Annotated in this window: 24 protein-coding genes; 7 read left to right on the forward strand and 17 right to left on the reverse strand. The window is 61.3% G+C overall.

Going from position 1 to position 24,588, the window contains the following annotated elements; translation table 11 throughout:
* Nucleotides 1-87 precede the first annotated feature (87 nt).
* The 6 genes from ACMA5I_RS06090 to ACMA5I_RS06115 all read right to left on the reverse strand — a co-directional run bounded on the left by ACMA5I_RS06090 (nucleotide 88) and on the right by ACMA5I_RS06115 (nucleotide 6,993).
* Nucleotides 88-1,413, reverse strand: a complete 1,326-nt coding sequence (locus ACMA5I_RS06090; RefSeq protein ID WP_525885347.1) for an MmgE/PrpD family protein — start codon at nucleotides 1,411-1,413, stop codon at nucleotides 88-90.
* The gene (locus tag ACMA5I_RS06095; protein ID WP_525885348.1) at nucleotides 1,410-2,333 is read right to left on the reverse strand and encodes an NAD(P)H-dependent flavin oxidoreductase; all 924 of its coding nucleotides are present in this window, start codon (nucleotides 2,331-2,333) and stop codon (nucleotides 1,410-1,412) included. Before ACMA5I_RS06095 ends, ACMA5I_RS06090 begins: the two co-directional genes overlap by 4 nt.
* A 191-nt stretch (nucleotides 2,334-2,524) precedes the next feature.
* Nucleotides 2,525-3,160: a 3-oxoacid CoA-transferase subunit B gene (locus tag ACMA5I_RS06100; RefSeq protein WP_525885660.1), complete on the reverse strand. Its 636-nt coding sequence runs from the start codon at nucleotides 3,158-3,160 to the stop codon at nucleotides 2,525-2,527.
* Between the two features lie 2 nt (nucleotides 3,161-3,162).
* Nucleotides 3,163-3,828: a 3-oxoacid CoA-transferase subunit A gene (locus ACMA5I_RS06105; RefSeq protein WP_525885349.1), complete on the reverse strand. Its 666-nt coding sequence runs from the start codon at nucleotides 3,826-3,828 to the stop codon at nucleotides 3,163-3,165.
* 8 nt (nucleotides 3,829-3,836) lie between these two features.
* Nucleotides 3,837-5,789, reverse strand: coding sequence for a TRAP transporter permease (locus ACMA5I_RS06110; protein ID WP_525885350.1), 1,953 nt, complete (start codon nucleotides 5,787-5,789; stop codon nucleotides 3,837-3,839).
* A gap of 73 nt (nucleotides 5,790-5,862) precedes the next feature.
* Nucleotides 5,863-6,993, reverse strand: coding sequence for a TAXI family TRAP transporter solute-binding subunit (locus ACMA5I_RS06115; protein ID WP_525885351.1), 1,131 nt, complete (start codon nucleotides 6,991-6,993; stop codon nucleotides 5,863-5,865).
* A 184-nt stretch (nucleotides 6,994-7,177) separates the two neighbouring features.
* Between ACMA5I_RS06115 and ACMA5I_RS06120 the strand changes: the two genes are divergently transcribed.
* Nucleotides 7,178-8,104 (forward strand): LysR family transcriptional regulator, encoded by a 927-nt coding sequence (locus ACMA5I_RS06120; protein ID WP_525885352.1) that lies wholly within the window; start codon nucleotides 7,178-7,180, stop codon nucleotides 8,102-8,104.
* Between the two features lie 77 nt (nucleotides 8,105-8,181).
* Here ACMA5I_RS06120 and ACMA5I_RS06125 read toward each other — a convergent pair whose 3' ends face one another.
* The 8 genes from ACMA5I_RS06125 to ACMA5I_RS06160 form a co-directional block, all read right to left on the reverse strand.
* Complete coding sequence (locus ACMA5I_RS06125) at nucleotides 8,182-9,546, reverse strand: hypothetical protein (RefSeq protein ID WP_525885353.1); 1,365 nt, start codon at nucleotides 9,544-9,546, stop codon at nucleotides 8,182-8,184.
* Between the two features lie 92 nt (nucleotides 9,547-9,638).
* A complete protein-coding gene (locus tag ACMA5I_RS06130) occupies nucleotides 9,639-10,400 on the reverse strand; it encodes an enoyl-CoA hydratase/isomerase family protein (protein WP_525885354.1) in 762 nt (253 codons plus the stop codon).
* 1 nt (nucleotide 10,401) lies between these two features.
* Complete coding sequence (locus ACMA5I_RS06135) at nucleotides 10,402-11,259, reverse strand: MaoC/PaaZ C-terminal domain-containing protein (RefSeq protein ID WP_525885355.1); 858 nt, start codon at nucleotides 11,257-11,259, stop codon at nucleotides 10,402-10,404.
* A complete protein-coding gene (locus ACMA5I_RS06140; protein ID WP_525885356.1) occupies nucleotides 11,249-13,369 on the reverse strand; it encodes an acetate--CoA ligase family protein in 2,121 nt (706 codons plus the stop codon). Before ACMA5I_RS06140 ends, ACMA5I_RS06135 begins: the two co-directional genes overlap by 11 nt.
* The gene (locus ACMA5I_RS06145) at nucleotides 13,366-14,520 is read right to left on the reverse strand and encodes a thiolase family protein (protein WP_525885357.1); all 1,155 of its coding nucleotides are present in this window, start codon (nucleotides 14,518-14,520) and stop codon (nucleotides 13,366-13,368) included. Before ACMA5I_RS06145 ends, ACMA5I_RS06140 begins: the two co-directional genes overlap by 4 nt.
* Complete coding sequence (locus ACMA5I_RS06150) at nucleotides 14,517-14,906, reverse strand: Zn-ribbon domain-containing OB-fold protein (RefSeq protein WP_525885358.1); 390 nt, start codon at nucleotides 14,904-14,906, stop codon at nucleotides 14,517-14,519. Before ACMA5I_RS06150 ends, ACMA5I_RS06145 begins: the two co-directional genes overlap by 4 nt.
* Nucleotides 14,907-14,926: 20 nt before the next feature.
* Complete coding sequence (locus tag ACMA5I_RS06155) at nucleotides 14,927-15,346, reverse strand: PaaI family thioesterase (RefSeq protein WP_525885359.1); 420 nt, start codon at nucleotides 15,344-15,346, stop codon at nucleotides 14,927-14,929.
* 2 nt (nucleotides 15,347-15,348) lie between these two features.
* Complete coding sequence (locus tag ACMA5I_RS06160; RefSeq protein ID WP_525885360.1) at nucleotides 15,349-16,515, reverse strand: acyl-CoA dehydrogenase family protein; 1,167 nt, start codon at nucleotides 16,513-16,515, stop codon at nucleotides 15,349-15,351.
* Nucleotides 16,516-16,603: 88 nt separating this feature from the next.
* On the opposite strand from ACMA5I_RS06160, the gene ACMA5I_RS06165 reads away from it, so the two are divergent.
* The 6 genes from ACMA5I_RS06165 (at nucleotide 16,604) to ACMA5I_RS06190 (ending at nucleotide 22,565) form a co-directional block, all read left to right on the forward strand.
* Nucleotides 16,604-17,383, forward strand: coding sequence for an IclR family transcriptional regulator (locus tag ACMA5I_RS06165; RefSeq protein WP_525885361.1), 780 nt, complete (start codon nucleotides 16,604-16,606; stop codon nucleotides 17,381-17,383).
* A 45-nt stretch (nucleotides 17,384-17,428) separates the two neighbouring features.
* Complete coding sequence (locus ACMA5I_RS06170) at nucleotides 17,429-18,349, forward strand: SDR family oxidoreductase (RefSeq protein ID WP_525885362.1); 921 nt, start codon at nucleotides 17,429-17,431, stop codon at nucleotides 18,347-18,349.
* 313 nt (nucleotides 18,350-18,662) lie between these two features.
* On the forward strand, nucleotides 18,663-19,826 hold the full coding sequence (locus tag ACMA5I_RS06175) for an acyl-CoA dehydrogenase family protein (protein WP_525885363.1): 1,164 nt from the start codon (nucleotides 18,663-18,665) through the stop codon (nucleotides 19,824-19,826).
* Nucleotides 19,826-20,929, forward strand: coding sequence for a CaiB/BaiF CoA transferase family protein (locus ACMA5I_RS06180; RefSeq protein ID WP_525885364.1), 1,104 nt, complete (start codon nucleotides 19,826-19,828; stop codon nucleotides 20,927-20,929). Before ACMA5I_RS06175 ends, ACMA5I_RS06180 begins: the two co-directional genes overlap by 1 nt.
* The gene (locus ACMA5I_RS06185; protein ID WP_525885365.1) at nucleotides 20,926-21,759 is read left to right on the forward strand and encodes an HTD2 family dehydratase; all 834 of its coding nucleotides are present in this window, start codon (nucleotides 20,926-20,928) and stop codon (nucleotides 21,757-21,759) included. Before ACMA5I_RS06180 ends, ACMA5I_RS06185 begins: the two co-directional genes overlap by 4 nt.
* Complete coding sequence (locus ACMA5I_RS06190) at nucleotides 21,753-22,565, forward strand: HpcH/HpaI aldolase/citrate lyase family protein (RefSeq protein ID WP_525885366.1); 813 nt, start codon at nucleotides 21,753-21,755, stop codon at nucleotides 22,563-22,565. The genes ACMA5I_RS06185 and ACMA5I_RS06190 overlap by 7 nt, the downstream gene beginning before the upstream one ends.
* Before the next feature lie 95 nt (nucleotides 22,566-22,660).
* On the opposite strand, the gene ACMA5I_RS06195 is transcribed toward ACMA5I_RS06190, so the two are convergent.
* Genes ACMA5I_RS06195 through ACMA5I_RS06205 form a run of 3 tightly spaced genes read right to left on the reverse strand, consistent with a single transcriptional unit; the run spans nucleotide 22,661 to nucleotide 24,569 of the window.
* Nucleotides 22,661-23,209: a biotin transporter BioY gene (locus ACMA5I_RS06195; RefSeq protein ID WP_525885367.1), complete on the reverse strand. Its 549-nt coding sequence runs from the start codon at nucleotides 23,207-23,209 to the stop codon at nucleotides 22,661-22,663.
* A complete protein-coding gene (locus ACMA5I_RS06200; RefSeq protein ID WP_525885368.1) occupies nucleotides 23,210-23,824 on the reverse strand; it encodes an energy-coupling factor transporter transmembrane component T family protein in 615 nt (204 codons plus the stop codon).
* Nucleotides 23,799-24,569: an energy-coupling factor ABC transporter ATP-binding protein gene (locus tag ACMA5I_RS06205; protein WP_525885369.1), complete on the reverse strand. Its 771-nt coding sequence runs from the start codon at nucleotides 24,567-24,569 to the stop codon at nucleotides 23,799-23,801. Before ACMA5I_RS06205 ends, ACMA5I_RS06200 begins: the two co-directional genes overlap by 26 nt.
* Between the last annotated feature and the right edge of the window lie 19 nt (nucleotides 24,570-24,588).

Raw genomic sequence — 24,588 nt, forward strand, 5'->3', positions numbered from 1 at the left:
CGTGGTCCCGCGGACGGTTAGTCTGGTCAAATAGTCTTGGCATCTCCAGAAAATTTTCGCGCTTCGGACTGGGTCAGCCCGCAGCCGTCATCGCACTGGCGCAACGTCCGCACCAATGATGGCGACCAGTTTTGAAAGCCCGCCTTGTTGGTCCAGATTACCGATATCTCTCCAAAGCGCCGAGCTGGCATTTCCGCCCAGGAGCGTTGCCGATTTTTCGCGCAAGCGTGTCTCAATCATGTCCGGATCGCTATCGGTCAGAACATCATAGCTAGCTTCCAGCACCTGACCAGCCGCCGCAACCCGGATTTGGGAGGCCGTGTCTTGAACGGTCTCATCGGGCAGGACGGACACGCGATCCCGCAACGTGATCAGATCAGGGCGCGCGCATGTTTCGTCGCTGTAGACATCCAGTGCCGCAGTATCGAGGCCCGCTATACTCATTGCGGCAGTTAGGCGGTAGCTGAACTTGGCTTGCAGTCCTGTCACCGGTTCCAGTTGATTACATACGGATAGCCAGCGCGGGTGCGCGCGGATTTCGACCGCATCCACTGCACTCGTGTCGAGCCCATCCGCTTTCACTTTCCGAAGCGCTTCCAGCATGGCGTGTAATCCGTGGCAACAGGCATGAAATTTATACGAGATATTTGGAAAAACCCACGTCTCGCCAAGCCCTGCAATCGCCGACGACTCTGCGATCCCTGCATGTGTCGGCCCTAGGCCTTGCGCGCCCTCAATCGCGTCGGGGGTCGAGACCACACCGGCTTCCGCAAGCAACGCGCAGGTTACGCCCACTTCGGCGGCAAAGCCCGCATTGAGCGGCTTTCCCATCGTGCCGAATTGGCTTTTCAGTCCGGCGGCGCGTGTTGCAGTGAGGCTCAACGCCTGCGCCATTTGGCTCGGACCCAGCCCGAGTATCCGTCCGGCGGCCGCCGCGGCACCAAATGCGCCCGATGTGCCCGTTTGGTGAAACCCTGCCTCATAATGCGGTCGTCCGAGCCAGGCACCCACGCGGCAGGCTGTTTCCAGACCGACCGCCAGTGCCTGCAGGAACCGCTCGCCCCCTATGCCCCTTGTCTCGGCCAAAGCCAAAGCGGCAGGGATGACGGCGACGCTTGGGTGTCCGATATGGCCGAAATGCGTATCGTCGTAGTCCAATGCATGACTGGTTGCACCGTTTGCGAGAGCTGCGGCCGCCGGGCTGGCAGCGCCACCGCCAAAGAGCGTCGCGCCGCTCTTTGCAGGGGCCGTGTCCAAGGCGACCGAACGCGCCGCGCGGGCGACGGATTCATCAACGCCAGCAAGACCGACCGTTGCCCAGTCGAACAGCGAAAAGCGCACAAAACGCTTCATCCGCTCGTCCGTGACAGGGGAGGCTGCAGCAAATTCGCCAAGAAGCTCTGCGAGTGTCATATCTGTCTCCCGAAATCGGTTTCACCGCAGATCGCCGCGTGCGCTTCGCGATATTCACGTTCAAGCCGTGCCACAACGTCAGCGGCCGGCTCCAGAGCACGAGACTGGCTGACAGCCTGACCAGCACTCCAGACCTGAGACCAGGCTTTGGGTCGATCCGGGTCGGTCTTCGACCCCATCCGGCGGGGGCTCGCATGTCGGGCTTCTTCAAGGTCGACACCAGCGGCCTCAATACTCGGCACAAGATAGTTGCCATGGGTGCCTGAGAACATCGGCGTGTAAAGGATCTCGTCTGACGCCGCCTCGACGATCATCTGCTTATGAGCTTCAGGCGCGATGGCCTCGATTGTCGGGATAAACACAGTGCCCGCATAGGCAAAATCGCATCCGAGCGCTTTCGTTGCGAGGATCGAGCGTCCGTTGGCGATCGCCCCAGATAGCGCGAGCGGACCATCCCAAAACGCGCGCACCTCCTCCACCAGCGCAAATGGGCTGAGTGTGCCGGCATGTCCGCCCGCCCCCGCACAGACGAGGATCAAGCCATCGACGCCGGCCTTCGCCGCCCGCCGCGCATGGCGCGCTTTGATCACATCATGGAAGACGATGCCGCCATATCCATGCACCGCTTCAACCACCTTGTCCGGCGCAGATAGAGAGGTGATCACAAGGGGCACTTTATGACGCACAATCGTCTCAAGATCCTCAGTCAGCCGCTCATTATAGTCGTTGACGATCAGGTTCACGCCGTAGGGCGCGGCGCGGTGTCCGGTCTCGTTTTGGTGGCTGCGCAGACGTGTCTCGATCTCCGAGAGCCACACATCGAGTTGCTCGGCGGGGCGCGCGTTCAGCGCGGGAAATGTCCCGATCACCCCGGCACAGCACTGCGCGACGACCAGATCGACGCCAGAAGCAAGGAACATCGGCGCGCCAATAAGGGGTAATTTTAGCCCAGATGACAGTGCATTTATGACCGTTTGTCGTGTCATGTCTCTTCGCTCCAAACGACGTCGGATTTTATTCGCGTCGCTATCATCATGTCGTTATCCGTCCGAAATGACGCGTCATTTTCGCGGACGCTGAATGCGCGCATTCGCAACCGATCCGACCCCCATCACGCCAGAATCCGCGCCTCTGTCACGGCTTGGACGGACTCGAGACTGTTGCCATCGGTCAGCTCCACCAGTCTGAGACCCTCAGGCGTGACATCAAGAACCGCAAGATCCGTGTAAATCCGGCTCACAACGCCAAGCCCCGTCAAAGGATAGGTGCACTGCTTCAATATCTTGGGGCTCCCGTCGCGATTGACGTGCCGCATCATCGCGAAAATTTTCGGCACGCCGACGACCAGGTCCATCGCCCCGCCGACGGCCGGTGGAAATGTCTCGTCCAACGTTGCCCAATTTGCGAGATCACCATTCTCGGCAACCTGATAGGCGCCCAGAACAGCGATATCGATATGGCCACCCCGCATCATGGCAAAACTGTCCGTGTGTTCAAAATAAGCGGCGCCCCTTGCTGCGGTCACATAGCGTTTGCTGGCGTCAATCAGTTCGAGATCTTCACTGCCCTCAGCGGGAGTCGGCCCAACACCGAGCAGACCATTTTCGGAATGATAAATCACCTCGCGACCTTCTGGCACATAACCCGAGACATGCGTCGGCTTGCCAATTCCCAGGTTCACATAGGAACCGTCGGGAATATCCTGCGCCACGCGGGCGGCCAGCTGCGCATCGTCGAGTGCATTCAATGTCATGGTCTTACCCCGTATTCGACGATGCTCTTGATGAAGATGCCGGGCGTGACCACGGCTTCGGGATCGAGAGGATCGTCGCTCAATTCGCGGACCTCTGCCACGGCGTGTTTCGCAGCCATCGCCATCACCGGATTGAAATTTCGCGCGGTGGCGTGAAAGCTCAGGTTCCCCCATTTATCGCCGCGCTCTGCGCGAATAAGCGCAAAGTCTGCCGGCAATGGGGCCTCTAAAACATAGCCACGTCCATCGATCACGCGGGTTTCCTTGCCGTCAGCCAAACGCGTGCCGTAGGCCGTTGGGGTCAGAAACCCGCCCAATCCCGCACCGGCTGCGCGCATCCGTTCCGCCAGAGTGCCTTGTGGGACAACCTCAAGCGCGACTTCGCCCGCCTTGAAGCGCTTCTCGAACCAGATTGATCCCGGCGTTCGCGGATAGGAGCAGATCACCTTGGCGACGCGGCCCGCCTTGAGCAGTTTGGCGATCCCGCTTTCCCCTGCCCCGGCATTGTTCGAGATCACGGTGAGCCCGGTGGCGCCTTGCTCCAATAGCGCGTCGATCAATCCGAACGGAATGCCGGAGGACCCGAACCCGCCGATCATCACCACCGCGCCGTCCGTTACCGGTTTCACTGCGCGCGCCAAGCTCTCCAGTCTTTTGTCCATCTGCTCGCCTATTCTCCCGCAGCGCCACGGCGTCGCACGAGGCCAAGGTTCACCACGATGACACCAATGAGAACCCCCGCACCGATCAGGCTGGTCGTGAGTTCCGGGAACAGGATGAGAATGCCACCGGCCCCGAAGGCGATGCGGCTCACAATGTCGATCCGCCCGACTTTGTAGATCCAACTTTCGAAGGCGGAGGTGATCGCCCAGATCGCCAACACCGTCAGACCGACACGTTCAATAATCTGTATCCAGCTGCCATCCATGATCAGCGCCGGATCGTAGACGAAGATGAAGGGCAGCACGAAGAGTGGCATCCCAAGACGCATGGAGTGAAAACCCGTCTTCATCGGCTTGGAGCCCGCGACATTCGCAGCGGTGATCGCGGCCAGCGCCACGGGCGGCGTGATGTAGGACAGCATCCCCCAATACAGGATGAACAAATGGCTGGCGATCGGGTTGAGCCCAGCTTGTACCAATGCGGGCGCCAGGAGGATCGACAGGAAGATGTAACAGGCCGTTACGGTCATCCCCATGCCGAGCACGAAGCTTGTGACAGCACCGGCAACCAGCATCAGCGCCGTGTTGCCGCCCGCATAGAGCAGGAGTTCGCGGGAGAACGCCCCAGCAACACCCGTGTAGGACAGGCCGCCGACAACAAGACCAATCCCAGCGAGAACCGCGACGAGACTGGCGATGTTCAGCGAGGTATCGAGAAGCAGATCCTTGAACCGACGAAAATCAATGCGGGTTTCCTTGCGAAAGGCCGTGGCGACAAGCATGACGACCGAAGCGTAATAGGGCGAACGCGCTTCCATTCTGAGCCCCATGAGGACGAAGATCAGAACGGCGAGGCTCAAGAGATAAGGCCAGCCGCTCTTCAGCACGGGCCATATCGGCGGCGTCTCCGAACGCGGCAGGCCCTCCAAGCCGCGGCGCGCCGCATACATGTCCACCTGAAACAGCAGCGCGACATAGAACAGGATCGCCGGGATCACCGCGGCGATCACGATGGTGGAATACTGCACCCCGAGGAACGACGCCATGACGAAGGCGACGGTCCCCATCACGGGTGGCATGAGCGTCGCACCGGTAGACGCGCAGGCTTCCACAGCCGCCGCGTAATGTGCCGGATAGCCGACGCGGCGCATTGTTGGAATGGAGAACGGTCCCGAGGTCAGGATGTTGGATATGACGCTTCCTGAGAGCGAGCCGAGAATGCCCGAGCCCATCACGGCCACCTTGGCCGGCCCGCCTCGGCTATGTCCCAATAGGGCCGAAGCCAGTTCCATGAAGAAGTCGCTTCCCTTCGTGGCAACCAGAACCGATCCGAAGATCACAAAGCCGATGACCAGTTCGGCGACCACCTGCATCGGGATGCCGATAATCGACTCCACCCCAAGCACATGCGCCCGGATGGTGCTGACCAGCGAGTATTCGGTGCCCCACAGAAATCCCGGCATGTAATCTGCATAAAGCGGATAGGCACCAAAAATCAGCGCCGTAAAGAGCAGGATCGGCCCGCCCGCGCGGCGCACCCCCTCAAGAACAAGAACGATGAGCACCGACGACATGATGTCCGCGGTCAACGGGGCATCATACTCCCAACCCCTCTGGATGATATCAAGGCCATGGAACCCCAGCCAGCCCGCGCTGACGAGCGCCGCAATGGCGAGGATCATGTTGAGCAACCAAAAGCGGTCGGGATTTTTCGCGCTCGCGGGAAGAGTCAGGAAGGCCAGCGCCAGAAAGATCCCGATCAGATAATAAAGATACGCATTCCCAAGTGGCTGAAATCCTAAGATATTCAGAAGAAATTGCTGGTTGATCGCCATGAGGATCCCAAGAGCGCCCAGCACCATCACGATGAGACGGAGTGTCTTTTGGATTGCGGTTTCGGGCTCTTGCGGTGCAGCGACTCCATCCGTCGCGGCAACCCCGGTGTTTTTTTCAGAGGTCATGATCTCATCCTGATCAGGTCAATGCGGTTCCCCGGCGACTTGACCGCCGGAGAACAATCACCACGTCGGCGGCTTATTCCAGCCCGCTCACAACTTCTGCGCGGTGCGCCATCCAGGCTTCGGCGAACTCTTCTTCCGAGAGACCTTCATTTTCAGGTTTGAACGTTTCCCACGCGGCAACCAGCGCGTCCATACGCTCGGTGCGTTTCGCGTTCCAGGCATCGTCCTCTTCGGTCCAGATGCCTTTTTCCTTGAGATAGCGCACAGCGCCTTCATGGAAGGGCACATCAATGGCCGGCTTTCCCGACATCTCCAGCGTCCAGCGCTCCATGGTCGCGGTGCCGTTCTTGTAGAGATCATAGGTTTCATCAAGCGCCTTGATGAAGGCGTAGACTTCGTCGGCAGATTTATCGACCGTTGTCGTGATCACCGGGTAACGATAAGCCGCCATCTTGGCGATCTCACCCTCAGCAAGACCCGCGGCCACATCCTCGTCGGATGGCCCCATAATAGGGAGGACTTTCAACAGACCTTCCCAGCCCTCGGCGTTATCAGCCTCCAGCGGCGCGTAATAGATCCCGCGCGGGCTTTCCGCCAATTCATAGAGCTGACTTGTGGTCGGCGTGGTGCAGGTCGCGTCGGACTCGTTGCGCGTCATCGACGACATGGCCGACGCATAGGTCGGGAAGGTCACCACTTCAACATCGTCGAGCGTGAGACCGCCAAACGCCAGAATGGCTTCGCATTTCACATTCACTGACGGGTTGCCCGCGACAAAAGCGATCCGCTTGCCGCGTGCATCGGCGACCGTCTCGATCCCCGCATCGCCCGCTGCGATCAGCGTAATGCCCGCCGGACGCCCTGCAACGGCGCGCAGCTCGCGCGGCCCCCATTCAGGTGTGGCGAAGTCAAATGCCCCTTCGGACATGAAAAATGCCTCGGTGGCGAGGAAAGCATAATCTGCGCTTCCCTGAAGCAAGGGCTGCAAACGTCCGATGCCGCTACCCGACGGCTGGATGCGGACGCGCGTTCCAAACTCTTTGCCCAAAGCATCTGCAATCGCCGACGCCTCCGCATAGCCGGCCGAACCCACATCGTAGGACGACCATACCATCGTATCCGGCAGGTCTTGCGCTGATGCGGTGAACGCACAAATCGTCATCAGACCACCAACGGCAGCCCCAAATTTCTGTTTGGTCTTCATATATTCCTCCCTGTGTAAAGAAAGGCGTTCGATGGCCTGTTTTCAGTTTTCTGTTCTTGTCCCGATATCGCTCTTTTAGAGCGACAGTTGGCCGAACTTTCCTTCCCCTGTCTCTGACAGTGTCGCACTGGCACTCATGATTCAAATGCATTATAGATATAACAGAGATACACATGAGGCATGAATGAATTTCCGCCAGCTTCGAAACTTTATTCAAGTGGTCGAACTGAGCAGCATCACCTCTGCCGCTGAACATCTGAACATGGCGCAGCCGGCCCTGAGCCGTCAGGTTAAAGCTCTCGAAGAAGAGCTTGGAGTGGCGCTGCTGCGTCGTCACGGGCGCGGTGTCATGCCGACGGAGGAAGGCATTCGGCTGGCCCATAGAGCCAAGGCGATTATTGAGGATGTAGAGGAGCTTGCCGGAGAGATTTCTGGCAATCGCGCGCATCTTTCCGGCACAGTGACCCTTGGCCTTCCCCCAACCGTTTCAGAAATCCTCGCAACCCACCTGATCGAACGGACACTGGAAGAATTCCCGGATGTCAATCTGCGCATCACCTCGGGCTTTAGCGGCCATGTGCAGGATTGGCTGCTGCGCGGAAAAATTGATCTCGGCGTGGCTTACGAAGGCCAACGGTCCCCTTCCATCAAGTTTCAGCCGATCCTGATCGAACAGCTTTTCCTAATACAGCCCGCGGGCATCGACGGCGCGCGCGACGGTGTTCCAATCAAGGCGCGGGACGCTTTGGAGCATCCGCTTATCCTGCCCAATCCTGAGCATGGCTTGCGCGGCCGGATCGAAGATATCGCGCGCAATGAAAATCTCGATCTGAACGTGGTGCTGGAAATCGACATTCTGCCCACGATGCTCGCCTTTGTGGAGCGCAATCTCGGAAGCACAATTCTGCCACTCGTCAGCGTCATCAACCACATGCGCGAAGGCCGCTTGATCGCCAGGCCGATCATTGAGCAACCCATGAACCGAACGCTCGTTTTGATGACACCGCTGAACCGTCCCGGCTCACGGCTAACGACGCGCTTTGCGGATTTCCTAACGTCGGAGATGCACAAGATGGTTACGTCGGGGAAATGGCCCGGCACAACGCTTTAGGGCTGGGTGATCCGCCCGCGCTCGGTTCAATCAACCCGACCTGTGCTGCGGCAGGTGAGCGGTGCCAGCACCAGCATCTATATCCAGCCAAATCTTATCAGCATCGCCAGCATGAGCGACCAGACCGTGAGAATGGACAGACAGTAAAGGCCATTCCAGCGCAAACCGACGGTGAAAGTGCTGCGTCCGATAATACTCGCGGTAAGAACCAAAGTCGTGATGAACGGCGAAAGCCCGATCACGGCGGTCCAGCCACCGGTAATGGCTAGCGCGATGGCCGCGTCACTCAGCCCCGGCACCGTCACTTGCGCCGCGATCGCGCCAAGCACAGAGGCCACCACAATCGGGTTCATCCCAACAAGAGCCAGCGCGACAATCGCAACCGAGATCCCGAGCGCGACCGAGATCGCGCCGAGTCCCATGCCCGAGATGACGGCCCGAAGTTCCTCGGCGGGGATCAGTCCCAACAGGACCACCGGCAAGAAACCTGCCGACGCAAAGACCCCGACCTCGGAGCCCATTGCCGACAGCCGCTCCCATGTCGCGCGCGCAGCCCCTGTGACCCCCGACACGGGGCCGCCCGGCGTTTCACGCGCCGACATCCCCGCCCAGACAATCGCGTAACAGGGCACCACGCAGACCAGCGCTTGCTGAAAGCTGAGCGCGCTCACTTCATGGACCAGAAACACCAGAAGTCCGAGCGCAAAAACATGTGCGACAAGCGCCACGGCGCCTGTCCAGCTCCCCGGTGGCGGCGACGGGCGCGGGAGCCCCAGCTTGCGGAAGCGCCAGCCATCCACACGATCAAAAGCCCAGCCAATTGCGATAAAAACGAAGGACATCGCGAAGCCTATGGGCCCGAAATTCGCATAGCTTAGCCCCGGAACAGCAATCAAAATCGCATTAGTGGCGAAACCGAAGGGCGACCAGAGAGAGATCAGGGCAAAACCGCGAACGATGGCCATCGTCATCCGTTTCAGGCGGGTCTCGCGCGCGTCTGGCGGAAGCTGCGCCGCGGCTTCCGAAGACATGGATCTTTTGGCGATATCCAAGAGAAGTGCCAGCCCGCCGAAATTGATCAGCACGCCAAAGAGATGCCCGCCGGACGTCATCGCCAGATAACGCCGCGAGGCGGGTTGGCCGGTGACGAAAAGGCCGGCACGATGCACTTCGGGCGCAATCGCCGCCGCTGAGCGCAAGGTGCTCAGTGTGGCAATAAGTGCCGCGAGAAACAGCATTCTGTCGGCCCCCTGCCAGAGCGCGGCCGGGTCCACACGCTGCGCAAGCGCCAAAACAAAGACGGTCAGCGCCATGAGCACCGGCACCCAGGTTCCGAAGCCAAACTGGCGGCGGGTCAGCCAAAGATAGAGGCACAGCGCGGCGACCCCCAAGCTCGTCACGATCCGCGAGTCAACGAAGATCAGGAGGATGGCAGACACCATGATGGCGACCATCATCAATCGACAGAGCGTCGCGGATTTCGGCGCGCGGTCGTCTTCCCCACTCGCGCTCTCACGTGATCGTCGCGCCCTGCTCAACATCCTTTGAACTGCGGCCGCCTTTTTTCAGCAAAGGCCGCCCTGCCCTCCGCAGCGTCCGCGCTGTTGATCAGCATCGGCTGAATCGCCGCCTCATAGTCCAGCGCGGCCGACACGTCCCGAGCGAACCAATCAAGGATGAACTGACGCGGCAGCGGCGCAACCTCTGCCTCCTTCAGCGCTAACTCGCTCGCCATTGCCACCGCCTCGGCGGGGCTCGCCAAGGCGTCACAGATCCCGAGACCGTGCGCCTCTTCCGCATCAATGACGCGGTTATCCAGCATCAGGCGCCGGCTCTTCGCGGGTCCGATCCGTGCCAACAATGTCGCAAGCAGGCCCATATCCGGGATCAAACCGATCTTGGTAAAGGCCGCCGTGAAACGCGCCTCACGCGAGGCCACCACAATGGGACAGGCCATCGCAAGCGCAAATCCGCCGCCTGCGGCCCATCCTTCAACCGCCGCGACGAGCGGTTTGGGAAAGCGGACGATACGCATCACCATATCCGATATCACAGCGAAGCGCTCACGATGCGCCGCGATGCTGCGCTCTCCCTGATCGCGGATATCGCCCCCGGCTGAAAAATGTCCGCCTGCGCCCGTAAGAACCACCGCGCGGACCGCATCATCCGTTGCCGCCTCGCTGAGAGCTTCGCGAAGCGAGAGCCGCGCCGCGTGACCGATCGGATTGCGTCGCTCCGGCTCGTTCAGCGTAATGATCCTGAGACCATCGTCATGCGTTGTGATGTCGATCGCCATATCATCCCCTCCGTTTGAACAATCCGTTTCCGATCGCAATCTTGTCCCGCTCCAGGACCCGCGTGCGGAAAGACCCGTCATTCCAGATCTCAGTGCGCAGCGTTTCGCCGGGATAGACGACGGACGTGAAACGCGCATCCATCGAGCCGAAATGCTCCGCCTCATAGTCGCAGAGCGTTGCGAGAAGCGCATGTGCGGCAAAGCCAAATGTACACAAACCGTGCAAAATAGGCTGCTCAAACCCTGCCTTGGCCGCAACGCGCGGATCGAGATGCAGCGGATTGGGATCGGCGTTCCAGCGGTAATAAAGCGCCTGTTCCGGGCGCGTTGGCGTCTCAAAAATATGATCCGGCTCAGTGTCGGGCAGCGTATGCGCTTGTTTGACCGGTCCGTCCGGACCGCCAAAACCGCCATCGCCCCGCAGGAACGTCGTACCCCGGCACGTCGCGAGATGAAGACCCGTCTCGGCGTCGCGGATCTCCTTTTCATAGTAAAGCAGCGCCCCCCGTCCTTCGCCCTTATCCACCAACCCCGTGACGCGGGTTTTGCCCACGATGGTGGCCTCTGACGGGATCGGGTGGTGGATCGTAATGCCCTGCTCGCCATGGACGAGTTTCAGCGCATCAACACCGGTCTCCGGGTTGCCAAGCCAGAAGCCGGGATGGCCGAGCACATTGACGATGGCGGGCATGGCGCGCACATCATCTGCGAGAGCGCCGACATAGGGCAGTTGCCGCATGTCCAATGGGTCCTGCCCCATGCCGACTGTCAGGCCAAAGCGCGCCACGTCTTCGTGTCCATAACTTTGGCGCACTTCGGGAATGTCGAAATTCAGAAGATGTTCGTAATCAATGGCCATCGCTATCCCCCTGCGTCGCGTCGATCTCGATCACCGCATCGAGGGCAAAGACGCCCTCTCCATTTGGCATTGCGAGAACCGGGTTGAGATCAATCGAGGTCAGCCGCTCGCCTGCGCCAGCCGCAAAGAACGACAGACGGGACAGCATAGTGGCCAGCGCATCAATGTCTGCTGGTTTCGTACCGCGCGCTCCTTGCAGGATCGCCGCGCCGCGGATGGACAGGATCATCTCGCGCGCCGTCTCCGGGCTGAAGGGGCAAGCACGGAGAGCCACATCATTGAGAAGCTCCACGAAAATCCCGCCAAGACCGAACACCGCGACCGGCCCGAATGTCGGATCCCTGTTGATGCCCATCAGACACTCGACCCCGCCCGAGAGCTGCTTGGCAACAAGGATCCCGCTCACATGGGCATCGGGTGCGCGCTCAGCGACGGCCGCGAGAATATCGTCATAAGCAGCGCGCACCTCGTCTGCAGAGGTAATGTCGAGTTTGACCGCGCCGATATCCGATTTGTGCAAGATATCCGGGGACAGAATTTTCATCACAACCGGATAGCCGAAGGCCTCTGCCGCCGTGACCGCGTCCTCTTTGCTGCGCACGGCCTGCTCCGGCGCGGGTGCAATACCCGCTTCGGCGAGAAGCGCTTTGGCCTCGGCTTCATCCGGGCTCGCCGCGGGCAACGTTACCGGCTTGGCTTTCGGCAGGGCTGGCGGCCGCGCACCGGCCTGCTCGGCACCAAATTGCAACACCGCATTGATGGCGCGAACCGCACGGCAAGGATCGTTGAAAATCAGGATCCCGGCGTCGTCATAGCGGCGCAGCACCTCAGGATCGCCCAGCGCGCAGAACGCAATGATACGGTTGGGATAGGCAGCCCGCAGCGGTGCCATCGCCTCTAGGATAACTTTCGAAAGCTTGTCGCTCCCCGCCACATAGGTCAGAAAACACAGCACGGCCCCGTAACCGCCATCTTCCAATCCCGCGCGCGTGAACTGTTCCAGCAGCGCCGGCTCGTTCAGCGCCTGCGCCGTACAATCGAGCGGATTGACCGCCGACGCGTAGGGCAGAAGCTCCAAAAGCTTCGCCTGCGCCTCCTCGGGCATGACCGGCATGGGCAGACCGATCCGCTCGGCCTCATCGCTGACCACAATCCCCGCCCCGCCGCTGACCGTCACCACGCCCAGCGCGTGCCGCGTCGGCAGCACTTTCTTGGAGGCCGCATAAGCGATGTCCATCATGGATTCCGGATCGCGCAAGATAATTGCACCGTGATCCGAGAGGACCGCATCGGCCACAACCGCATCCCCCGTGAGCGACGCAGTATGCGACGCAGCGGCGCGTGCGCCCACCTCCGAACGCCCGGATTTCAAAGCCAGCACCGGCTTGCCCGCAGCGCGCGCGATGTCGAGCGCTTCCAGCAAGGCCGGCGCGTCGTTCACCGCCTCCATATAGGTGCAGATCACGTCAATCGTGTCGCTCTCGGCCATCCAACGAATCCCGTCGGCGACCGTGATGTCGGCTTCGTTGCCCGTGGTAATCAGCACCGATGAGCCAAGACCCCGGTCCCGCGCAAGCGCGCCCAGATGCGCCCCGAAAGCGCCGGACTGGCTGGCGATCCCAATGTTGCCGGGAAGCGGAAAGCCCGTGTCGAGCGATGACGAGAACGTGCCGTAATATCCAATATCGACATTATAAACGCCAAGCGTGTTCGGCCCGAGCAAGCGCATGTCATATTTCGCCGCCAGCGCGACGATTTCGCGCTGTGCCGCCTCGCCCTCGTCTCCGGTTTCCGCAAAGCCCGCCGAAAAAAGGGTTACGGCTTTGCACCCCTTGCGCCCGAGCGCCTCGATCGTCGGCAGCACCAGTTTGGCGGGAACCGCGATGAGCGCCGCCTCCGGCGCTTCCGGCAGATCATCAACGCTTGCATAGCAGGGCAGCCCCTGCACCGTTTCGCGTTTTGGGTTCACCGGCAGGATGCGGCCCTCATAGCCAGCCTTCAGCATCGCCGCGATTGGCCGCCCCCCAATCCGAGACGGGTCTTCCGAGGCACCGATGACGGCCACCGAATTTGGCGCGATGAGCCCGTCGATCAAGGCGCGGTCGCTCATAGCACCGCCTCCGACCCGAGGATCGCCGTGCATTGGCTCGACAGTGTTCCGCCGTTGCCGTGACAGAGCGCAATGTTGCAATCCTCGATCTGGCGTTCGCCCGCATCCCCGCGAATTTGCGCAACGGCCTCGGCAATCAGGAACATACCATACATACCCGGATGCACGCAGGAGAGCCCGCCGCCATTGGTATTCACGGCCAATTCACCTCCGGGCGCAATCCGTCCGTCCTGCACAAAACGCCCGCCTTCTCCTTTGGGGCAGAAGCCAAGGTCCTCAAGGAACAGAATGGTGTTGATGGTGAAGGCGTCATAGAGCATCACGACATCAACATCTTTGTGGTTGACGCCCGCCATTTCCATGGCACGCGGCCCGCTCTCGGCGGCGGCTGTTGTCGTCAGATCCGGCATCGCCACAATCGAGCGGTGATAATTTGCCCCGCCCGCACCGAGGAAATAAACCGGCTTGCCGGGCAAGTCCTTTGCCCGGTCCGCACGCACTAGCACGCAAGCGGCGGCGCCATCGGTCACCAGGCAGCAATCCGCTTTGCTGAGCGGGTCCGAAATCATGCGTGACGACAGCACCTCATCCTTGGTCAGCGGCCCGCGCGCAAAGGCCTCGGGATTGAGGTTCGCCCAGCCCCGCGCGGCCAGCGCGACATCGGCAAGATCCTCGCGCCTCGTGCCATATTCCGCCATATGCCGACTGGTCGCCAAAGCGTATGCGGTGATCGGATGACGCGGATTATAGGGCGTCTCATGCCATTGCGGCTCACTCATCGAGACCAGCCGTCCCCCAGCCGTGCGCTGGTTCGAGCCATAGCAAACAAGGGCGGCATCGCAGAGCCCCGCCTCAAGCGCCAGTGTCGCCTGAAGCAAATGCATCTCAAAGCTGGAGCCGCCCACATTTGTTCCATCAAAGAAACGGGGCTTGAGGCCGAGATATTCAACGACGCTCATGGTCGGAAACGCGTGACTGCTCGTCGCGGCGAACACGCCATCAATATCCTGCAAGTTCAGGCCAGCATCCTTCACGGCCTTCACCGCCGCCTGACCGAGAAGTTCGATCGCCGAAAAGCCCGGCGCCTCACCGACACCTGCGGTCGCCATCCCGACGATAGCCGATTTTCCACGCATACTGTCTTTGCTCATACTGCGTCCTCCCCGGTCAGATCGAAGACCACCCGCGGGCCGTCTTCCGCACTCTCGATCCGCGCGGCAACCCGCGCGCCGATCTCGGCCGTTTCCACCTCGGGCAGCGTCGACATCATGCGTACCCCTTCATCGAGTTCAATCAGCGCCACATTCCACGACCCGGCCCGCGCACGGTTGACGGTGATGGCGTAGATCTCGCCGGTACCTTTCGCCTCGACCCATTCGAGATCTGTTGCCCCGGTCGGCGAGGTCACTTTGGGCCAGAACACATATTCGCCCGTGCTCGCCGCGCGCTGGATCATGAAACGCCCTTGGGCCAGATAGGCCTCATAGGCCGCTTGCGGGCCAAGTTTGGAAATATCGCTTTCGCTGAGCTCACTCATGTCTTTTCCTCCTGTCATCGTCAGTCCTCCCACCCCAGAAACAGATGGGTCTGCGATGTTGTGCCGACGATCTTGCCATCCGTGCGCGTGAGCGTGACCAGCAGCACCACCGTCTTGCGGCCGACATGGACCGGCACGCAGCGCGCCGTGACCACGTCCCCGACGCTCACAGGTCTGATGAAATTGGTCTTGGCCTCCACCGTGGTGTTCGAAACCTCAACCGGGCTGTTGATAAAGGCCGACGATCCTGCTGCGGTGTCGGCCAACGCCATCAGCGCGCCGCCATGCAGAACGCCGTTACGGTTGCCCATTTCCTCGGTCACGCGCATCCGGCAGACCACTTCCTCCGGGACGCATCTGTCCACCTCGATCCCGAGCAGACGCGAAAACGCGGATTGCGGCGGCATCTCTTCAGCCGTGCGGGTCCGGGTCTCGGCCATGATCAGGCAGACCGCTCGGCCAGCATCCGGCGCGCGATGACGAGTTGCTGGATCTGGCTCGTGCCCTCATAGATCCGCAGCAGCCGGATATCGCGGTAGAGCCGCTCGATATCGTATTCGGCCATATAGCCAGCGCCGCCATGGATTTGTAGCGCACGGTCCGCGATCCGTCCGGCAGCTTCCGTGCAGAAATATTTCGTGCACGCGGCCTCAACGATGGCTTTGCCTTCGCGATCAAAAGTATCGGCTGTCGCGCGGACGAGCGCACGGGCCGCCTGAAGCTCGGCCTGACAATCCGCCAAAAGCCCCTGCACAAGCTGATGCTCACCAATCGGCTTGCCAAACTGTTTGCGCTCCAGCGCGTAGTCCGTCGCAATATCGAGCATCCGCTGGCTTTGTCCCACGGCCATCGCGCCGACGTGAATCCGGCCCCGGTCAAGCACCTTCATCGCCGTGCGAAACCCGCGATTGAGATTGTCCGGGCCGCCGATGATGGCCGTTTCGGGAATGCGAACATCCTCAAAGATGACATCCGAGGTCTTGGTCCCGCGCTGGCCAAGCTTGCGGTCCGGCTTGGCGACGGTGATGCCCGGCGTATCCGCAGGCACGATAAAGGCCGACACACCATCCGCGCCTGGCTTGCTCGCATCCGTGCGGGCAAAGACCGTGAACACGCCCGCGCGCACCGCATTGGTGATATAGCGCTTGGTGCCGTTGATCACGAAATCGCTGCCGTCCTTCTTCGCCGAGGTGCGGATCCCGCCGGCGTCCGATCCATTGTCGGGCTCGGTGAGCGCGAAAGAGGCGATCACGTCGCCGCTCGCGACCCCCGGCAACCATGTCTGCTTCTGCTCAGGCGTGCCATCCATGACGATGCCTTGCGAGCCGATGCCGACATTGGTGCCGATCAGCGACCGGAAGGTGAGCGACGCATAGCACAGCGCCTCAATCAGCCGCGCTTCCTGCGGCACATTCAGTCCGACGCCGCCATATTCCTCTGGGGTCGAGAGGCCGAAAAGGCCCATCTCCTTCATCTCGGTGATGATTTCGTCAGGAATATCATCCTCTTCTTCCACCCGGCGCTCCGCCGGAATGAGGCGCTCGCGCGCAAACCGGCTGACCGTTTCAACGAGCTGTTCGAACACATCATCATCCACACCTGACGGCATCATATTCCTCCCACAGAATGATCTCAGTCTCCTCTTGCTCTAGCAAAAAAATTCTCTATAGTAAATATCATTCTGTCAGGGAAATTTTATGAACGGCGATAGCGGACAAAAACTGGTGCCAGCGGTGGAGAACGCCGCAACCATTATGCGGATGCTGGCGACGAGCGGGCGGCCCATGGGCGCAACGCAGATTGCGCGCGAAGCCGGGCTAAACGTGTCGTCGGTTTTCAATATTCTGCGCACGCTGACCCATGAGGGTATTCTGAGTTTCGATCCGGACTCGAAAACATACGTGATCGGCATGGGGCTCCTGGAACTCGCAGCGCCCCTGCTCGGCGCGAATCCCGCCGACCTTATCCGCCCGACCCTGACCGCCATCGCGCAGGAGCACCGCGTGGCCATCGCCCTCTGGCAGATCACAACAAACGAACGAATCGTTCTGATCGACCGCATCACGGCGCCGAACATCGTGCAGGCCGTGATGGCGCGCAGCAGCCGCTTGCCGGTCTTTGCGGGCGCCATTGGCCGCGTTTATGCCGCCTCCATGGGCTTGGACAAGACGCAGACGCGCAAGGGCTATGATGGCGTGCGCTGGCAGGATGCGCCGGCATTCGAGGCCTATTGGGCGGACGTGGAAGCCGCACGCGCCAGTGGAATCGCGCGGGATCGCGGGAACCTGTTCCGCGGGCTCGACATTGTCGCCGCGCTGTCGCGGGATGCCGCAGGCGTGCCGCGGCTTGGCATGAGCAGCATCACCATCACCGGCCAGCAGACCGAGGAGAATCTCGACGCGGTTGGCGAGGCTTTGGCAAAGGCCGCACAAGATATCGAGCGGGGCGTCTTCGGTCGCCCAGCCCACCAAGATTGAACCCGCATAAGAGACAACCGTCGTTCATGACGAAAAGGAGGAGATATGTCTGATCCCAAACCCTTAGACGGCAAGGTCATGTTGGTGACCGGAGCCGGAGGCGGCATTGGCCGCGCAATCGCGATGGAGGCCGCCCGCGCCGGAGCGGCAATCGTCGTCAACGACATCGGCGCATCCCTTGACGGTCAGCGTGAATCGAGCGCTGCCGCACAGGATGCGGTCACCGAAATCGAAGCCATCGGCGGGCGCGCCGTCGCAAACGGTGATGATGTCTCGGACCCCGACGGCGCCAAGGCTATGGTGAAACAGGCGACCGATGCGTTCGGACGCCTTGATGCGGTGGTGAACAACGCGGGAATCTTGCGTGACCAGTTCTTCCACAAGATGACCTATGAGAATTTCGACGCGGTGGTGAAGGTTCATCTTTACGGGACGTTCAATGTGAGCCGCGCCGCCGCCGATGTGATGCGCGAGCAAGGCTCGGGAAGCCTGATCCACATGACCTCGACCTCGGGGCTGATCGGCAATCTTGCGCAAGCAAATTACTCCGCCGCCAAACTCGGGATCACGGCGCTGTCGAAGTCTCTGGCGCTGGACCTTCAGCGATGGAACATCCGCTCAAACTGCATCGCGCCTTTCGCGTGGAGCCGCATGACCTCGTCCATCAAGGTCGACAGCCCTGAGCAGGAAGAGCGCGTCAACCGGATGAAAGAGATGAAGCCGGAGAAAGTCGCCCCCGTCGCGCTCTATCTCGCGTCTGACGAAGGGGCTGACACGACGGGACAAATCTTCGCCGTGCGCAACAATGAGATCTTCCTGATCTCCCAACCCCGCCCGACGCGCTCGGTCCATCGCGGCGAGGGCTGGGATTTGGCGAGCGTGGCCAGCCATGCCATCCCCTCGCTGAAAGCCAGCTATATGCCGCTGGATGTGTCTGCCGATGTGTTCTGCTGGGACCCGGTCTGACCTGAAGCGGCTCATCCTGCTGACATGAACGAAACTGCCCCTGCAAAACATGCGCGGGCAGTTTTGTTATGTGCCCTGCTACCGCGAACGATGGCAGCATTGCGAAAAGCGTCAGCCGCATTTCACGCCGTCGCTGGCAAACTTCTGCTGCAATCCACAGGCGGCGGGACAGATTGAAAATCGAAGCGCATTTCCATCCATACCCTAAAAGCATATCTGAAAGGCCATTCAGCTATTTGAATTATGCGTTATAACATCCGATGATCCCGGAAAAGAAGCAGCTCACTGCTTTGGATACGCCGGAGGACCCCCAATGTATGATCACAACAGCGACGACTTTCAGGACATTCGCGACGCCGTGCGCGCGCTATGTGCCGAATTCCCGGACGAGTATCACCGCAAAATTGATGAGGAACGCGCCTATCCCGAAGCCTTTGTCGATGCGCTGACAAAAGCGGGCTGGATGGCCGCGTTGATCCCCGAAGAGTATGGCGGATCGGGTCTGGGCCTGACCGAAGCATCGGTCATCATGGAAGAGATCAATCGCGCGGGCGGCAATTCCGGTGCCTGTCATGGCCAGATGTATAATATGAACACACTGGTCCGGCACGGCTCCGAGCAGCAGAAGCAGGAGATCCTGCCAAAACTCGCCAGCGGCGAGCTGCGCCTCCAGTCCATGGGCGTGACCGAGCCGACCACTGGAACGGACACTACCAAGATCAAGACCGTCGCCGTGCGCAAGGGCGACAAATACGTCATCAATGGCCAGAAAGTCTGGATCAGTCGGGTGCAGCACTCGGACTTGATGATCCTTCTCGCACGGACGACCCCGCTCCCTGAGGTCAAGAAAAAATCCGAGGGCATGTCGATCTTCATCGTCGATATCAAGGAGGCGATGAAAAGCGGCATGGAGGTCAAACCGATTGCGAACATGGTCAATCACGAGACCAATGAGCTGTTCTTCGACAATCTGGAAATTCCCGCCGAGAACCTGATCGGCGAGGAAGGGCAAGGCTTCAAATATATCCTGACCGGCCTGAACGCGGAACGCACGCTGATCGCGGCGGAATGTATCGGTGACGGCTACTGGTTCACGGACAAGGCAACGGCCTACGCCAATGAGCGCGTCGTTTTTGGGCGTCCCATTGGGCAAAATCAGGGCGTGCAATTTCCCATTGCTGAATCCTTCATCGAGATCGAGGCGGCCAGCCTGATGCGGTGGGACGCCTGCCGCCGCTACGACGCGGGCGAGCCCTCCGGGGCTCAGGCCAACATGGCCAAATATCTCGCGGCCAAGGCGAGTTGGGAAGCGGCCAATGCCTGTATCCAGACCCATGGCGGCTTCGGCTTTGCAAATGAATATGATGTCGAGCGCAAGTTCCGCGAAACGCGGCTTTATCAAGTCGCGCCGATTTCGACCAATCTCATCCTCAGCTATGTCGCCGAACACATGCTTGGCCTGCCGAGGTCCTTCTGATGGCCCTGCCACTGGAAGGATTAACCGTCATCGCCATCGAACAGGCTGTGGCCGCGCCATTCACCACGTCGCGGCTGGCGGATGCGGGTGCCCGCGTCATCAAAATCGAACGGCCTGAAGGGGATTTCGCACGCGGTTATGATGATGTGGCGAAGGGACAGGCAAGCTATTTTGTCTGGCTGAACCGGGGCAAGGAAAGCCGCGTTGTCGATCTGTCGACCCTCGAGGGCAAAGCCGCGCTGTCAGACCTGCTTTCAGAGGCGGACGTCCTTGTGCAGAACCTCAAACCAGGCGCCTTGGCTCGCTTGGGCTTCGGCTTCGAGAAGCTCGCGGCGGATCACCCCCGGCTGATTACCTGCTCCATTTCGGGCTATGGCGAAACCGGGCCGATGGCGGATCGCAAGGCTTATGACCTGCTTGTTCAGGCCGAGTCGGGCCTGTGTTCGATCACGGGCGGCCCGGACGAGCCGGCGCGTGTCGGCATCTCGATTGTCGATATCGCAACGGGCGCGACCGCCCATTCGGCCATTCTCGAAGCCCTCATCCGCCGCGGCATCACCGGAGAAGGCGCCACAATTTCGGTCTCGATGTTCGATGTGATGGCGGATTGGCTGACGGTCCCGCTCCTCAATCACGAGGGTGGCAAATCCCCCAAACGCCTAGGTCTCGCACATCCCTCCATCGCCCCCTATGGCGTGTTCACCTGCACCGATGGCACGCAGATCCTGATCTCGATCCAAAGCGATCGCGAATGGCGGAAACTCTGCGACACCTTTTTGGGCCGCCCGGATATGGGCACAGATCCACGCTTTGAGACCAATGTCGCGCGGGTCGCCAACCGCGCGGAGACCGATGCGCTCATCGCCGCGCGGTTTGCCGATCTCCATGGCGGCGATGCCGTCGAGATGCTGCTTGAGGCCGATGTCGCGCTCGCGCGGGTCAACGATATGGCGGGCCTTTCGGACCATACGGAGCTGCGTCGCATCACGGTCGACACACCAAACGGCCCGGTCAGCTATCCCGCACCGGCCGTGGTTTTTGTCGGCGAAGAGCGGCGCTATGGCGCTGTGCCCGGCATCGGCGAGACAGGACACAAACCATGATCGACATCGACCATCTGCGCCAATGGATTGGCAACGAGGAAATCCAGTCCGAGCTTCTGACCGAAGCTATGGCAGCCCGCTTCAAAGCGACCTTCGATGAGGACGGCACGCCCCAAAACGGTGACGTCGCGCCGCTGATGATCCACCTTTGCGTGGCCCCGCCCGCAGTCCCAACCCAAAGCCTTGGACTCGACGGCCACCCAGCGCGCGGCGGCTTCCTTCCACCCGTCCCCCTGCCGCGCCGCATGTGGGCTGGTGGCGCCCTCACCTTTCACGACGATATTCGCGTCGGCGAAAAGGTCACACGCCACTCGACCATCCGCGACGTGTCCGTCAAAGAAGGCCGCAGCGGAACGCTTTGTTTCGTCACCGTGGACCACCGCATCCACAGCGGAACAAGACTGGCCATCGAGGAGCGGCAGGACATCGTCTATCGCGCCGCCGAAGCCGCAAGCGGTCCGAAAGCTGCGCCCGAACCCGCGAAACCCGGTGCACACCGCACAGTCGTCGCGCCCTCCGCTCCGCTTCTCTTCCGCTATTCAGCGCTGACCTTCAACGGCCACCGCATCCACTACGACTCTCCCTATGTCCGAAACGAGGAAAACTACCCCGGCCTGATCGTCCACGGCCCGCTGCAAGCGACGATGCTGGTGCATCTTGCGGCAAAGCTGCGGTGCGCGCCGCCCGCCCGTTTCGACTTCCGCTCGCTCTCTCCCCTTTTCGACATTGCCGACTTCACGCTGAACGCCGATGAGGACGGGAGCAACCTTCGGCTCTGGACAAGTTACACCGACGGCCCCGTTGCGATGGAGGCCAAGGCGTCATGGTAGAGATCGCCACATTGCGCGCGCCGTTATTCGTCCCGGCCAATCGGCCAGAACGTTTTGAAAAAGCAACGTTATCCGGTGCGGATGCGGTGATCCTCGACCTTGAGGATGCCGTCCCCGCCGATGCGAAGGATACCGCGCGCGCCGCCCTGCGGACCGACTTCACCGACCTGCCCGTGATCGTGCGAATCAACGCGCTTGGCACGCCGGCAAACGCGATGGACATTGAGGCCGTGATCGCCCTTGGCCCCGACGCGGTGATCCTGCCAAAATCCGAGACCGCGGCCGCCGTGCGGTCTGTCGCGCACAGCGTCTCCGTGCCCGTCATCGCGCTGATCGAAACCGCCACTGGCCTCGCCAATGCGCGCCAGATCGCCGCCGCGCCGGGTGTCCATCGCTTGGCCTTTGGCTCGGTCGATTTTTGCGCAGATCTCGGCTGCGACCATCTCCGGGAGGGGCTTCTGCCTGCGCGAAGCGAGTTGGTTTTGGCCTCAAAACTCGCCGGGATCGCCGCACCGATTGACGGGGTCACGGTGCAATTGGACGACCTCTCGATCAGCCATGACGACGCCGCGCACGCCCGCAGCCTCGGCATGACGGGCAAGCTCTGCATCCATCCCAAACAGATCGCCGCAGTCAAACGCGCCTTCGCCCCAAGCGAAGCCGACATCGCTTGGGCTCAGAAAGTGCTGGCTTCCGGAGACGGGGCGGTCATGGTGGATGGCGCTATGGTCGATGAACCGGTGCGTCAGCGCGCAAGGGGCATACTTGCGAACGCAGAAAACACGCGCGAACCATCAATAAAATGAAAGCGCGCCCGTTGTCGGGCCGCGCTTGCTTTATCTAAAGATTGCCAAGCCATCAGGAGCGCAGAACAGTTCTGCGCTCCCCGGCTACGGCGCTCTCAATGCACCCGCGACAGCACGCTCGCGGGCCGCGCTTTTGCCAGCGCCGAGGTCAGCATTCCGGCAATCGCGGCTTTCAGCAGATCGCCCGGAATGAACGCGACCATGAGCATCGTGGCTTCGAGCAGCGTTTTCTCGAGGACGATGGCCATGCCGATGATGCCGGTCAGATACATCGCGCCGATGCCGCCGATGACCGCCGCGATCCCGGCGACGATGGCGAGCGGCGGGCCTTGCCAGCGCTCGGTGATCCAGCCGGTCACGAAGGCGGCGAGCGGCCAGCCGACGAGAAAGCCGACGGTCGGGCCTGCGAAGACGCCGAGACCGCCGCGCCCGCCTGATAGGACCGGCAGGCCGAGGGCGACCAGAAGCACGACCAGAAGCGCCGCGAGCGCGCCGCGTTTGGCGCCAAGCACGGTTCCGGCCAGCATCACGCCGAGGCCCTGCGCCGTGATCGGCACACCGAAGCCGAGCGCAATCGGCGGGACGATCCCCAAAGCGACAATCAGCGCCGCAAACAGGGCGATCATGGTGACATTTTTTTCCATTTAACTCTCCTTTGAAATCTCAATTCCGCCGCGCGCGCGGAGCGCTTCGGCGACATGGTCGGCATCGTCCAACGCCAGCACCGCGAAGGGCAGCACGATCCGCCATCCGGCGCGGCGCGGCGAACGGGCGCGCCAGGCCTCGTTCAGCCGCCCGCCCTTCTCGGCCAGCACCGGCGTCATGCGGATCACCAGCGCGACGGCCAGCTCCAGCGCCTTGGGGTTCAGGCCGAACCGCGCCAGCGGGCGGGTCAGCACATGCAGCACATCCATCATATCCGAAAGCCGCGTCGTCATGGTGACGAAATTCGCAAGCGCAACGGCGGAAAGGATTCGCAGCAGGATCACGGCGCCCTCGGAAATCGCGCCGGTCCAGAGGTGCCAGATTGCGATGATCAGCAAAAACGGCCACAAAACAAGGAGTTGGCGCAGTCCGCTGCGCAGGAAGAGGTGACCGCCGGAGGCGTAGAGGCCGAGAATGGCGAGCAGGATCAGCGCCAGCAGCGGGAGGTTTTGGATGAAGAAAAGCCCCAGTGTCGCGGCGCAAAGCGCGGCGAGTTTCGCGCCTGCGGGGAGCCGGTGCGCCCAGATCTCAACCGGGGAGGTCAGTGAGATCATCCTCGCCTCCTTGCCGTGTCATTTCAGTGACATAGGCGGCCAGAACCGCCGCTGCCGGGCCGCTTTGGGCGATCCGGCCCTGCTCCAGCCAGAGGACGTGGTCGTAATCGCTAAGGTCTTCTGGCTCATGAGAAATATGCACCAGCTGGCCCTTATAGCGCGCCAGATAGCGGCGCAGTTGCAGGCGCGTTGGCAGGTCGAGACCCGTAAAGGGTTCATCGAGAAGGATAATCCGCGGCTGCATGGCGCTTACGGCCATGAGGCAGAGGAGGTGTTTCTGGCCTTGGGAGAGCGCGGTGATGTGGGCGTCCTGCCAGTGGGATTTGCCAAAACTCTCAAGGGTTTGGCGCGCGCTGGCCTCCGCTTCGGCCTTGCTTTTCCCGAGTTGGCGCAGGCCGAATGTGATCTCTTCGATCACGGTCGGGAAGATGATCTGGTGGTCGGGGTTCTGGAAGAGGATGCCGACATGGCGGAGGGCGGCTTTGCGGTCCTTGGCGGGGTCGATGCCGCCGAGCGAAACGGTGCCGCTGCTGGGGGCGATGAGCCCGGCGAGGAGCCTTGCGAGGGTGGATTTTCCGGAGCCATTACGCCCGACGATGCCGATGCGGCGGGCGGTGAGGGTCGCGGTGAGGCCGTGCAAAATGGGTTTTTCGTCAATGGCATAGGTGAGATCGGACAGGGTGATCCCGGACGGCTGGACCTGCGCTGTCGCGCCGTCTGTGATGGATCCGTCCGCTGTCGTCACGCTGCCTCCGTCGCGCCAT

Origin of the sequence: Jujubicoccus corallicola (assembly GCF_047345645.1) — a bacterium.
Classification (GTDB): domain Bacteria; phylum Pseudomonadota; class Alphaproteobacteria; order Rhodobacterales; family Rhodobacteraceae; genus JBLEFH01.